General features: G+C 41.2%; 11 protein-coding genes. 10 read left to right on the top strand and 1 reads right to left on the bottom strand.

Annotation, left to right across the window (positions count from 1 at the left end; all coding sequences use genetic code 11):
• Positions 1 to 9 precede the first annotated feature (9 nt).
• Positions 10 to 819, bottom strand: a complete 810-nt coding sequence (locus BM102_RS06120) for a histidinol-phosphatase HisJ family protein (protein WP_090480063.1) — start codon at positions 817 to 819, stop codon at positions 10 to 12.
• Positions 820 to 1,044: 225 nt separating this feature from the next.
• On the opposite strand from BM102_RS06120, the gene gap reads away from it, so the two are divergent.
• The 10 genes from gap to BM102_RS06170 all read left to right on the top strand — a co-directional run bounded on the left by gap (position 1,045) and on the right by BM102_RS06170 (position 13,674).
• Positions 1,045 to 2,061: a type I glyceraldehyde-3-phosphate dehydrogenase gene (gene gap, locus BM102_RS06125; protein ID WP_015549339.1), complete on the top strand. Its 1,017-nt coding sequence runs from the start codon at positions 1,045 to 1,047 to the stop codon at positions 2,059 to 2,061.
• An 81-nt stretch (positions 2,062 to 2,142) separates the two neighbouring features.
• The gene (locus tag BM102_RS06130) at positions 2,143 to 3,366 is read left to right on the top strand and encodes a phosphoglycerate kinase (RefSeq protein WP_044933920.1); all 1,224 of its coding nucleotides are present in this window, start codon (positions 2,143 to 2,145) and stop codon (positions 3,364 to 3,366) included.
• Positions 3,367 to 3,531: 165 nt separating this feature from the next.
• A complete protein-coding gene (tpiA, locus tag BM102_RS06135; protein ID WP_074790640.1) occupies positions 3,532 to 4,278 on the top strand; it encodes a triose-phosphate isomerase in 747 nt (248 codons plus the stop codon).
• A gap of 166 nt (positions 4,279 to 4,444) precedes the next feature.
• Positions 4,445 to 5,674, top strand: a complete 1,230-nt coding sequence (locus BM102_RS06140) for an SEL1-like repeat protein (protein ID WP_177194918.1) — start codon at positions 4,445 to 4,447, stop codon at positions 5,672 to 5,674.
• Positions 5,661 to 7,040, top strand: coding sequence for a CapA family protein (locus BM102_RS06145; RefSeq protein ID WP_090480070.1), 1,380 nt, complete (start codon positions 5,661 to 5,663; stop codon positions 7,038 to 7,040). Before BM102_RS06140 ends, BM102_RS06145 begins: the two co-directional genes overlap by 14 nt.
• A 42-nt stretch (positions 7,041 to 7,082) precedes the next feature.
• Entirely contained in the window at positions 7,083 to 8,627 is a 1,545-nt protein-coding gene (gene gpmI, locus BM102_RS06150; protein WP_044933925.1) for a 2,3-bisphosphoglycerate-independent phosphoglycerate mutase, read from the top strand.
• 68 nt (positions 8,628 to 8,695) lie between these two features.
• The gene (locus tag BM102_RS06155) at positions 8,696 to 9,562 is read left to right on the top strand and encodes a phosphoribosylaminoimidazolesuccinocarboxamide synthase (protein ID WP_033153895.1); all 867 of its coding nucleotides are present in this window, start codon (positions 8,696 to 8,698) and stop codon (positions 9,560 to 9,562) included.
• Between the two features lie 37 nt (positions 9,563 to 9,599).
• Complete coding sequence (gene purF, locus BM102_RS06160; protein ID WP_090480073.1) at positions 9,600 to 11,045, top strand: amidophosphoribosyltransferase; 1,446 nt, start codon at positions 9,600 to 9,602, stop codon at positions 11,043 to 11,045.
• Between the two features lie 46 nt (positions 11,046 to 11,091).
• Positions 11,092 to 12,543: an adenylosuccinate lyase gene (gene purB, locus BM102_RS06165; protein ID WP_044933931.1), complete on the top strand. Its 1,452-nt coding sequence runs from the start codon at positions 11,092 to 11,094 to the stop codon at positions 12,541 to 12,543.
• 129 nt (positions 12,544 to 12,672) lie between these two features.
• On the top strand, positions 12,673 to 13,674 hold the full coding sequence (locus BM102_RS06170) for an ABC transporter ATP-binding protein (protein ID WP_090480075.1): 1,002 nt from the start codon (positions 12,673 to 12,675) through the stop codon (positions 13,672 to 13,674).

The raw sequence follows: 13,674 nt of genomic DNA on the forward strand, positions 1-13,674 counted from the left end.
GCCTGAGGCCTATCTCAATGGATAAGCTTCAGGCTTTCTGTTTTTAAATACATAATATTCATGGAAGCCACAATCATTTAATAAGTCAGGTAGCTTATCAAAATCTGCAGCAACATCCTCGGGAGTATGTGCGTCGGCACCTAGTGTAATCATTTTACCGCCCAATTCTTTGTATCTTTTGATAATAGATGGAGCAGGATTGGGAGCACCCATTCCTTTTCTGAATGCGGCAGTGTTTACCTCCAATGCCTTATCTAGCTTTATAATTTGCTGAAGGATGGCATCAATGATTTCTGCATATGGTTGATGTGTGTTGTGCTTTGTCTCTGGGTTTCGTGCATATCTAAATGCGTAATCCAAATGACCAACTGTATCAAAATTCGTAAATGCGGTAATGTTCTCAAGAATAGATTCGTAATAGCGGTTTAGCAAAGCGCTTTCTGTATCACGTTCCCAAAAGCTGTCGAAGTATGGGTCCCATTTATCCACAAGGTGAGTACTTCCAATTATGAAGTCATATGGATGAGCATTAACAGCTTCATTGCATTTATCAACAACATGTGGCTGAATGCCAACCTCTAGTCCATTCAATATGGTGAATTTATCAGTTGATTCCTGCTTTGCAAGTTTGTGCAAGGTAGAATAGTAGTTCTCTAAATCTAAATCGAAGAATCCAAACTGCTTAGGATAGTCGATATCCAGGTGGTCTGTAAAAGTAATACCTAGCAGGCCTTTTGCTTTTGCAGAGTTTATCATATCAATAGGAGACGCGTCGGAGTCTCCTGAAAAATTACAGTGCATGTGATTGTCACAAAACATTGTTGTAGCCTCCTTTGTATAAGTAACTAAATATTAATTGATGATACTGACAGGCGCAAGAAATATTGTTTGAAAATACAAATAATATAAGTACATTGAGAAAATTTTAACAATATTTCAATTTGGGGTTGAATTATAGATTGATGTTGTATAAAATAAAGTGCATACGGGGCTCTTTGAGAGCTTCAAAGAAAATTTTAAAAGAATCTTTAGGAGGATTTAAAAATGGCAGTAAGAGTAGCAATCAACGGTTTTGGCCGTATCGGACGTCTTGCATTCCGTCAGATGTTCGGAGCAGAAGGTTACGAAGTAGTAGCAATCAACGACTTAACTAGCCCAAAGATGTTAGCACATCTTTTAAAGTATGATTCATCACAGGGAAAGTATGAGCATGCAGATGAGGTTTCTTGCACAGATGATTCAATCATCGTTTGCGGTAAGGAAATCAAGATCTATGCATTCCCAGATGCAAACAATTGCCCATGGGGTGACCTTAAGGTTGACGTAGTTCTTGAGTGCTCAGGATTCTACACATCAAAGGAAAAGGCACAGGCTCACATCAATGCAGGTGCTAGAAAGGTTGTTATCTCTGCACCAGCAGGAAACGATCTTCCTACAATCGTTTACAATACAAACCATGAGACACTTAAGGCTTCTGATACAATCATTTCAGCAGCTTCATGTACAACAAACTGCTTAGCACCAATGGCTGACGCACTTAACAAGTACGCTCCAATCCAGTCTGGTATCATGGTAACAATTCACGCTTACACAGGTGATCAGATGACACTTGATGGCCCACAGAGAAAGGGTGATCTTCGTCGTTCACGTGCAGCAGCAGTTAACATCGTTCCTAACTCAACAGGTGCAGCAAAGGCTATCGGTCTTGTTATCCCAGAGCTTAACGGAAAGCTTATCGGATCTGCTCAGCGTGTTCCTACACCAACAGGTTCTACAACAATCCTTACAGCAGTTGTAAACAAGAAGGACGTTACAGTTGAGGGTATCAACGCAGCTATGAAGGCAGCAGCTAACGAGTCATTCGGTTACAACGAGGATGAAATCGTTTCTTCAGATATCGTAGGTATGAGATTTGGTTCTCTCTTCGATGCTACACAGACAATGGTTTCTAAGGTTTCTGATGATCAGTACGAGGTACAGGTTGTTTCTTGGTATGATAACGAGAACAGCTACACATCTCAGATGGTTCGTACAATCAAGTACTTCTCAGAGTTAGCTTAATTCGTTTTTACGAAATACGACTTTTAAGGGTCCGGTCCTATTGGACCGAGCCCTTTTTTATTTTATATGGAGGATAAAATTATGGCATTAAATAAGAAGACAGTAGATGACATTAATGTTAAGGGTCGTCGTGTACTTGTTCGTTGCGATTTCAACGTACCTCTTAAGGCAGGCGAAATCACAGATGATACACGTATCAAGGCAGCTCTTCCTACAATCAACAAGCTTATTGCTGATGGTGGAAAGGTTATTCTTTGCTCACATCTTGGAAAGGTAAAGAATGGTCCTAACGAGGGCGAGTCACTTGCTCCAGTTGCAAAGCGTCTTTCAGAGAAGCTTGGTAAGGAAGTAACATTCGTTTCTGATTACAACGTAACAGGAGAAGCTGCTACAAAGGCAGTTGAGGCTATGAAGGAAGGAGATGTAGTTCTTCTTCAGAATACTCGTTTCCGTGGCGAGGAAGAGACAAAGAACGGTGAGGCATTCTCTAAGGAGCTTGCTGATCTTGCAGATGATTATGTATGCGATGCTTTCGGTTCATCACACAGAGCTCACGCTTCTGTAGCTGGTGTTACAAAGTTCATCACAGCTAAGGGTGGTTCAAACGTAGTTGGATACCTTATGCAGAAGGAAATCGACTTCCTTGGCAACGCTGTTGAGAATCCTGTACGTCCATTCGTAGCAATTCTTGGTGGTGCAAAGGTAGCTGATAAGCTTAACGTTATCAACAACCTTCTTGAGAAGTGCGACACACTTATCATCGGTGGTGGTATGTCTTACACATTCCAGAAGGCTATGGGTTACGAAATCGGTAAGTCACTTTGCGACGATACAAAGCTTGATTACTGTAAGGAAATGCTCGAGAAGGCTAAGAGCATGGGTAAGGAAATTCTCCTTCCACTTGATGCTGTTACAATCGCAGGCTTCCCAGATCCAATCGACGCTCCAGTAGAGTGCGAGACATATGATACAGAGAACATGCCAGCTGACAGAGAGGGTTGCGATATTGGACCTAAGACAGTTGCTCTTTTCTCTGAGAAGGTTAAGACAGCTAAGACAGTTCTTTGGAACGGACCAATGGGTCTTTTCGAGAACCCAGCACTTGCTGTAGGTACAGAAGCAGTTGCTAAGGCACTTGCTGAGACAGATGCTACAACAATCATCGGTGGTGGTGATTCAGCTGCAGCTGTTAACCAGATGGGATTCGCTGACAAGATGAGCCACATCTCTACAGGTGGTGGAGCATCACTTGAGTTCCTTGAGGGTAAGGAGCTTCCAGGCGTTTACGCAGCAGACGATAAATAAATCGTAAAGGTAAATAAATCTTATTTATGTAGATTAAGAGAATTGAACAAGCTAGTAGACAACAAGCTCTTAGATCTTTTGCGCGAGACATTCTAGTCGAGCGAAAAGATACTAAGGCTTGTAGGCGTAACTAGCGAAGTTCTATTCTCGTAAAGGAGAGAAAAAATGGCAAGAAGAAGAATTATTGCCGGCAACTGGAAGATGAACATGACACCTTCTGAGGCTGTAAAGCTTGTTGCTGAGCTTAAGGATTTAGTAAAGAACGATGATGTAGACGTAGTATATTGCGTACCTGCAATCGACATCGTTCCTGTAGTAGAGGCTGTAAAGGGCACAAACGTAAACGTTGGTGCTGAGAACTTCTACATCGAGGATAAGGGTGCTTTCACAGGCGAAATTTCAGCTCCTATGCTTGTAGATGCTGGTGTTAAGTACGTTATCATGGGTCACTCTGAGAGACGTGACATCTTTGGTGAGAATGATATTCTTATCAACGCTAAGGTTAAGAAGGCATTTGCTGCTGGTCTTACACCAATCCTTTGCTGTGGTGAGTCACTTGCACTTCGCAAGGCTGGCACATACAAGGAGTGGATTGAGCGTCAGATTACTTGGGATCTTTCAGGCGTTACAGCTGACCAGGTAAAGAACCTTGTTATCGCTTACGAGCCAATCTGGGCTATCGGTACAGGTGAGACAGCTACAGCTGATCAGGCAGAAGAAGTTTGTGCATTCATCCGTGAGCTTATTGCTAAGCTTTATGATGGTGCTACAGCAGAGGCTGTTCGTATTCAGTACGGCGGATCTATGAATGCTTCTAACGCAGCTGAGCTTCTTAGCAAGCCAAACATTGATGGTGGTCTTATCGGCGGTGCTTCACTTAAGCCAGACTTCGGTAAAATCGTTAATGCTTAATAAAATTGGGTTTTAGGAAAGACTTTGTTGAAATTGTCAATTATAAGTAGTAAAAACTCCTAAAGTTTTACATGCGCACCAGTTTCTGGTGCGCTATTTTTGTTTTAAATAAGTTCATTTTATGATATAATTTGCGCTGATGGACGTTTTGTCCTTGGAGGAATTTATGAAACGAAAATTTCGTTTATACTTTATGTTAGGCCTTTGCTCGCTTTCACTTATTGCCTGCGGCAAGAAAGAGGAAGAGGAAGTAGAGGATACAGTAGATACTACTGAACAGGTCGCATTTGACGACGTGGAAGTTGAGGATTATACAGTTCTTTCATATAGTGAGCTTGAAGTTCTTGCATATGAGGACGACACTGACGCACAGGTTATGCTTGGTCGTATGCTAGAGTACGGCACAGAGGATGTTAAGCAGGACTTTGCTGAGGCGATTTCCTGGTATCAAATGGCATCTGATTCAGGAAATGTTGACGGTACATGTGCACTTGGTTATTTCTACTTAACAGGCACAGGTGTTGAGCAGGATTTAGAAAAAGCAGAGGAGCTTTTTGATGCTGCCATTGAGGGTGGCTCAGATAATGCTTACGTTGGCAAGGCCAGAGTTATAATGGCATCGTTACCAGAAGCATTTTTCGCTGATGAATCTGATGAGGATATGGATATCACTGACACAGAAGAATCAGAAGAAGTAGAAATATCCACAGAAGACGAAGAAAAAGCAGAAGAAGCTTACGATTACATATACAAGGCACAGATTGCCGGAGATATAGATGGTACATACTATCTAGGTTATGCATATGAGCATGGTATTGGCATTGCTCAGGATTACAAAAAGGCTTTTGATTACTATTCAAGGGTTACCAAATCAGAAAGCACAGATTTAGCAGATCAATATGCTATCAATCTTGCGAATACAGCAGTTGGTCTTCTTTACGTAGAAGGCAATGGAGTAGAAGCGGATACAGAAAAGGCTATCGAGTATTTTACAGCTGCTTCTGACAACGGCTACGCTAAGGCTAGCTATTACCTAGGCCAGATTTATGAAAATGGCTTAGATGTAGATAGAGATTATGAAAAAGCGATGGAGTATTATCTTATCGCAGCAGATGCAGACTACGCACCAGCACTTAACCAGATTGGTTACATGTATTACAATGGATTTGGTGTAGATGTAGATTTTGCATCGGCAGTTTATTACCAAAAGCTTGCAGCATTGCAGGGTTATGCAATTGCTCAGGTTAATTTAGGTTTTCTTTATGAAAACGGGTACGGGGTTGAGAGGAATTTGGAAACAGCTTTGTCGTATTATGAAATGGCGGCTGATTCGGGTTATGAAGGCGCTATGGAGGCTGTTGTCCGAGTAAAGGCACAGATTAATGAAGAAATGTAACTTTTGCATAGCGATAGTTACGGTTGTTATCTCTTTACTAACAGGATGCGGACACAAAACAATTGAGGTTGATACCGTAAATCTTGAAGCTAGCGAGCCGGAAATCATTGAAATTGCGGATTTAACGGACGCGTGGGATACGATTTTAAACAATAGTACAATTGAGTTTATAGGAGGTCATCCTATAGACGAGTCTTTTCTCGCGATGATTACATCTGAATATGGTGAGGATGTAATAGAGGAAATTGCAAGTTATGCAAATTTCCAAACACCAGAAATTTGGTATCAACTTACTGGCAAGAGTATTCATGTACTTTGGTACGAGTACTGTATGGATACAGGCTTGCAGAGTTATTCCTATGACAAAACATACGTAATAGATAAGCCAGTCTATGGAGACATAGTTCTTGATTTTACCGGCGATTTGTCATTTGCAGAAGGAATAGCTACAACAGAGTTTATGGACAGCCAAATTAATGGAATAGAAGATTGCTTTTCGGCAGATTTGTTAGAAGAAATGCGAGAAGCTGATATTCTTCTTGTTAATAATGAGTTTGCCTATACAAACAGAGGGACTCCTCTTGCTGGAAAGGCATATACATTTAAAGCAGATCCAAGTCGAGTTGCTTTGCTCGAAGAGCTTGGAGTTGACGCAGTTAGTGTGGCCAACAATCATGTCTATGACTATGATGAAATTGGATTTTTAGATACATTAAATACCCTAAATTTACAAGGCATTCCTTATGTAGGGGCAGGAGTTAATCTTGAGGAAGCCAAAAAGCCGATATACTTTATTGTCGGTGGCAGAAAGATAGCCATTGTGGCAGCTACTCAAATAGAAAGAACTCTTAATTACACAAAGGAAGCTACAGGCGTTACGCCAGGTGTTATGAAATGCTTGCACCCGGAAGCTTTTTGTGAAACTATATCAGAGGCAAAAGCAAATGCAGATTTTGTTATTGTTTTTCCTCATTGGGGTACAGAAGGCACTGCCAATTATGGCGGTGATCAGATGGCACTTGCTCGAGCATTTGTTGAGGCTGGTGCAGATGTAATAATAGGAGGGCATACACATTGCCTTCAAACAATTGAGTATATGGATGATGTGCCTATCTACTATAGCTTGGGCAACTACTGGTTCTCTACAACCAGCAACATGCCAACATCATACGATACAGGATTAGCACAGATTCGTATAAAACAAGATGGAAGCGTAGATTCATACTTTATTCCATGTAATTTTAACGCAGGAGTTACAAGCCTGCTTGGTTCAGAAGATATGGCTTACAGCAATATCATAGATGGTCTGAATTCCTTATCATCATCAGCAAAGATTGGTAAGGACGGACGTATTAGTAAAAAATAAATAGTTTTTTCTGGCGTTTGCCAGATATAAGGAGGATTTACTATGAGTAAGAAACCTGTAGTACTTATGGTTCTCGACGGATATGGTCTTAATGACAATCCAAAGGGAAATGCCATTGCAATGGCAAAGACACCTGTTATGGACAAACTTATGGCTGAATGTCCATTCGTAGCAGGTCAAGCATCTGGAATGTTTGTTGGACTTCCAGACGGACAGATGGGTAACTCAGAAGTTGGACATATGAACATCGGCGCAGGCCGCATTATTTACCAGGATTTAACACGTATTACAAAAGCTATCAATGATGGCGAGTTCTTCGAGAACAAGGTTTTACTTGAAGCTATCGACAATGCTAAAAAGACTGGCGGAGACATTCACCTTTGGGGTCTTCTTTCAGACGGTGGTGTACATAGCCACATCGAGCACCTTTACGGTATGCTTGAGATGTGCAAGAAGAACGGTCTTACAAATGTATTCGTTCACGCGTTCCTTGATGGACGTGATACTCCACCTGCTTCTGGTAAGGATTTCTTAGCAGCACTTCAGTCAAAGATGGACGAAATCGGAGTTGGTAAGATTGCATCACTTTCTGGTCGTTACTACGCAATGGACCGTGATAACAACTGGGATCGTGTTGAGAAGGCTTACAATTCACTTGTTAAGGGTGAAGGCGTTCAGGCTACTTCAGTACCTGATGCTATGCAGGCATCTTACGATGATGGTGTAACTGATGAGTTCGTTCTTCCTACAGTTATCACAGATGCTGATGGAAAGCCTCTTTCAGTTGTTAAGAATGGCGATTCGGTTGTATTCTTTAACTTCCGTCCAGACCGTGCTCGTGAAATTACTAGAGCATTCTGTGATGACAAGTTCACAGGCTTCGATAGAGAGTTCTTAAATCTCTATTATGCTTGCTTCAAGGATTACGATGAGACAATCCCTAACAAGCACATTGCTTTCGAAAAGGAGAGCATTTCAAATACATTCGGTGAGTTCTTAGCTAACAATGGTTTAAAGCAGCTTAGACTTGCTGAGACAGAAAAATACGCACACGTTACATTCTTCTTCAACGGTGGTGTTGAGGAGCCTAACAAGGACGAGGAAAGAATCCTTGTAAACTCTCCAAAGGATGTAGCTACATATGACCTTAAGCCTGAAATGTCGGCACCAGAGGTTGGAGCAAAGCTTGTAGATGCTATTAAGTCTAACAAGTACGATGTTATCGTTATCAACTTTGCTAACCCAGACATGGTTGGTCATACTGGCGTCATAGAGGCAGCTGTTGCAGCTGTAGAGCGTGTTGACTCACTTGTAGGTGAAGCCGTAGAGGCAGTTAAGGAGATGGATGGAGCATTATTCATCTGTGCTGACCACGGTAATGCAGAAAAGATGATTGATTATGAGACAGGAGAGCCACACACAGCTCACACAACAAATCCTGTTCCATTTATCTTAGTTAACTACGATAGTGACTATACACTCCGCGAGGGCGGTGCTCTTTGTGATATCGCTCCTACACTTATCGAGATCATGGGTCTTGAGCAGCCAAAGGAGATGACTGGAAAGTCACTTTTAGTTAGAAAGTAGTCATTAGCCCCCTCAGGGGGGCGACATGATTATAAATAAAATAGAATAAAAAGAGAGAGGATTTGATTATGAAACCAATTAAAGAAGGAAAAGTAAGAGAAGTATACGATAATGGCGATAGCATTATTATGGTAGCAACAGATCGTATATCTGCATTCGATGTAATTCTCAAAAACAAAATTGTCAACAAGGGTGCAGTGCTTACACAGATGTCCAAGTTCTGGTTTGAACTTACAAAAGACATTGTTCCAAATCACATGCTTTCAACTGATGTAAAAGACATGCCAGAGTTCTTCCAGAACGATGAGTACAAGGGCAAGTCAATGATGTGCAAGAAGCTTACAATGCTTCCAATCGAGTGCATCGTACGTGGTTACATCACAGGCTCTGGATGGGCCAGCTACAAAGAGAACGGTACTGTTTGTGGCATTAAACTTCCAGAAGGGTTAAAGGAATCAGATAAACTTCCTGAACCTATCTATACTCCTTCTACTAAAGCTGAAATTGGTGATCATGATGAAAATATCTCTTTCGAGCGTTCCATTGAAGTTCTTGAAAAGGAATTCCCTGGTCATGGCTTAGAATACGCAACTGCACTTCGTGATAACACAATCGCTCTTTATAAGAAGTGTGCAGATTATGCACTTACTAAGGGCATTATTATTGCTGATACAAAGTTTGAGTTCGGTCTTGATGAGGATGGTAACATTGTTTTAGCAGATGAGATGCTTACTCCAGATAGCTCACGTTTCTGGCCACTTGAGGGTTATGAAGCAGGACATGGACAGCCATCATTTGATAAGCAGTTCGTACGTGATTGGCTCAAAGCTAATCCAGATTCAGATTACCTTCTTCCACAGGATGTTATCGATAAGACAATCGACAAATATCTTGAAGCTTACAAGCTATTAACTGGCAAAGCACTTGAAGTGTAAAATACCTTATAGCGTAGATTATGTATTAGGAGATTTTATGACAGATTTGAAAGTAAAGGACATGCCATGGGACGATTTGCACGAGGAGTGCGGCGTCTTTGCCATGTACGATTTTGACGGTGGAGATGTTGCCTCCTCGATTTATTATGGCCTTTTTGCCTTACAGCACAGAGGACAGGAGAGTTGTGGTATTGCAGTATCTGACACTAATGGTCCAAAACGCAATTTTGCCCTTCACAAAGATATGGGATTAGTAAATGAAGTATTCAATCAGGAAATACTTGAGGGCATGCACGGAGATATTGGTGTAGGACATACTCGTTATTCTACAGCAGGCTCTTCTACAAGAGAGAACGCACAACCACTTGTTTTATCTTATATAAAGGGTATTCTTGGAATGGCCCACAATGGTAACCTAATCAATGCAGAGGAACTTAGAGATGAGCTTTCTATGACAGGTGCCATTTTCCAAACAACAATCGATTCAGAAACAATCGCATATCTTATTGCAAGAGAGCGTTTAAAAAGTGCAACAGTTGAGGAAGCAGTTGCGAGAGCTTGTGACAAAATCAAAGGAGCATATTCACTTGTTGTTATGTCTCCTAGAAAGCTTATTGCTGCCCGTGATCCTCAGGGATTCAGACCACTTTGCATTGGAAAACGCGATAATGCATATGTAATTGCATCAGAGACATGTGCTCTTGATACAATCGGTGCTGAATACATCAGAGATGTAGAGCCAGGAGAAATCGTAACTATTTCACCTGAGTTTGGTATCAAATCTGATAAGAGCAGATGTATCGATAAGAGCAGGCATGGTAGATGCATATTCGAATATATCTATTTTGCCAGACCAGATAGTATTATTGATGGGCAGTCTGTATATGATGCTCGTATCAGAGCTGGTCGATTCTTGGCACAGGATTCACCAGTTGAAGCTGACCTTGTAGTTGGTGTTCCAGAATCTGGAAATGCAGCTGCACAGGGATATTCATTAGAATCAGGTATTCCATACGGAACAGCATTTATCAAGAACAGCTATGTAGGACGTACTTTCATCAAGCCTAAGCAGGCAAGCAGACAGTCCTCAGTACAGGTAAAACTTAATGCTCTTAAAGAAGTAGTTAAGGGTAAACGAATTATCATGATTGATGATTCAATTGTACGAGGCACCACATCAGACCGTATTGTAAAGATGCTTCGTGATGCTGGGGCTACAGAAGTACATGTTCGTATTTCATCACCACCATTTTTGTGGCCTTGCTACTTTGGTACTGATGTGCCATGTCGCGAGCAGCTTATTGCCTACAATCATTCAGTAGATGAAATAAAGGATATCATCGGAGCGGATTCGTTAGCGTACCTCGACTTCAATCGCCTCCCTCAAATGGTAGATGGCCTTGAGATATGTCATGGTTGCTTCGATGGTACCTATCCTATGGAGCCACCAACTGAAGATATTCGTGGGGATTATGAAAAGTAACTTCCCGATTGATATTCGGATAGATTACACGATTTAAGGAGAGAATATGAGTACAGATAGATATACAAGCCCACTTTCTGAGAGATATGCAAGCAAGGAGATGCAGTACATCTTTTCACAGGATAAGAAGTTTTCAACCTGGAGAAGACTTTGGATTGCCCTTGCAGAAACTGAGATGGAGTTAGGTCTTTCACAGGATGGAAAGCCTGTCATAACTCAGGATATGATTGATGAGATGAAGCAGCACATTGAGGATATCAATTATGATGTTGCAAAGGCTCGTGAGAAAGAAGTTAGACATGATGTAATGAGTCATGTATATGCATACGGACAGCAGTGTCCAAAGGCGGCAGGTATTATTCACCTTGGCGCTACAAGCTGCTATGTTGGTGACAACACAGATATCATTATTATGAGAGATGCTTTACAGCTTATTCGTACAAAGCTTGTGAATGTTATTGCTGAGCTTGCAGCATTCGCTGACAAGTATAAGGCACAGCCTACACTTGCATTTACACATTTTCAGCCTGCACAGCCAACAACAGTTGGTAAGCGTGCAACACTTTGGCTTAATGAGTTTGTAATGGATCTTGAGGATCTTGATTATGTACTTTCTACTCTTAAGCTTCTTGGCTCAAAGGGTACAACTGGTACACAGGCTAGTTTCCTTGAGCTTTTCAACGGAGACAACGAAACAATCGACAAGATTGATCCAATGATAGCTGAGAAGATGGGATTCAAGGCATGCTACCCAGTTTCAGGTCAGACATATTCTAGAAAGGTAGATACTAGAGTTTGCAATATCCTTGCAGGTATAGCAGCATCTGCTCACAAGATGTCAAACGATATTCGTTTACTTCAGCATCTTAAGGAAGTAGAGGAGCCATTTGAGAAGAGCCAGATTGGTTCTTCAGCTATGGCTTACAAGCGCAACCCAATGCGTTCAGAGCGTATTGCATCACTTTCTCGTTATGTTATGATTGATGCACTTAACCCAGCGATTACATCAGCTACTCAGTGGTTTGAGCGTACACTTGATGATTCAGCAAACAAGCGTCTGTCAATTGCTGAGGGCTTCCTTGCAACAGATGGTGTTCTTGATCTTTGCTTGAACGTAGTAGATGGTCTAGTTGTATATGACAAGGTTATTACAAAGCGTCTTATGTCTGAGCTTCCATTCATGGCTACAGAAAACATTATGATGGATGCTGTTAAGCTTGGTGGAAATAGACAGGAGCTTCACGAGAAGATTCGTACACTTTCTATGGAGGCAGGCAAGAACGTTAAGGTAGAGGGTAAGGACAATAACCTTCTTGAACTTATTGCGGCTGACGATGAATTCCCAATGGGACTTGAGGAACTAGAGGCTACTATGGAGCCTGCAAGATACGTAGGACGTAGCCCACGTCAGGTTGAGGTTTACCTTCGTGATGTTATCAATCCTATTCTTGAGGCAAACAAAGAAGTACTTGGTGTAAAAGCTGAGATTAACGTATAAACGATATAATTATTAGAGCTCACAGAAATGTGGGCTCTTTTTTTCACTTACATTTCACATAGATGTCAGATAGACGTAATATTCATGTTCTACAGTACTATAGACTAAAAATAAAGGAGAATATGCGAAATGATAACTGTAGAACATCTATCGAAACGCTATGGTGATGTACTTGCCGTAGATGATTTGTCATTTACCATCGAAGATGGTCATATTTATGGTTTCCTTGGACCAAACGGTGCAGGTAAATCTACTACACTAAATATTATAACTGGCTGTCTCGCTGCAACCAGTGGTGATATAAAAATTGACGGACATGATATTTATGAGGAGGAGAAGGAGGCCAAAAAGCTTATCGGCTACCTTCCTGAAATTCCACCTCTTTATGTAGAACAGACTCCAAGAGAATATCTTAAATTTGTTGCAGAGGCTAAGGGTATTGTTAAGGCAGATTTGGAGTCAGAAATAGACAGAGTAATACAAGAAACCCATATCGAAGAGATGCAAAACAGACTTATAAAGCATCTTTCTAAAGGATATAGACAAAGAGTAGGTATAGCCCAGGCACTCCTTGGAAATCCTTCTGTAATCATTCTAGATGAGCCAACTGTTGGCCTTGATCCAATGCAGATTATCGAGATAAGGGACCTTATATCAGAGCTAGGAAAGAAGCATACAGTTATTCTAAGTTCGCATATTCTTTCTGAGATACAGGCAATATGTGAGAAGGTACTTATTATCTACAAGGGAAAGCTTGTTGTATTTGACGACATATCGAATCTTGGTAAGTCATTGTCATCAGAAAACGAGATTGAGATTACGACAGAAGCTACAGAAGAAAAGGTATCAGAGGTGATTAATCACATTGATGCTATCTCTAGCTTTGAGCATGTTGAGGATTTTGAAAAGTATCATTGTTACAAACTTTCTACAGCAATGGAGAATCCATACGAGGTATGTGAGCTTGTATTTAGAGCTTTTGTTGCCAATTCAGTTCCTCTTGTAAAGCTTAATCCAGTTCAGACATCACTTGAGGACATCTTTATTGAACTGACTTCTTCTGAACAGGAGAGTGAGTTAGAAGAGATGGATTCGGAATACGAAGAATATGAAGAAGAGGAGGAAGAGTAA

The sequence above is a fragment of the Pseudobutyrivibrio sp. JW11 genome (assembly GCF_900115355.1).
In the GTDB taxonomy this organism is placed as follows: Bacteria; Bacillota; Clostridia; order Lachnospirales; family Lachnospiraceae; genus Pseudobutyrivibrio; species Pseudobutyrivibrio ruminis.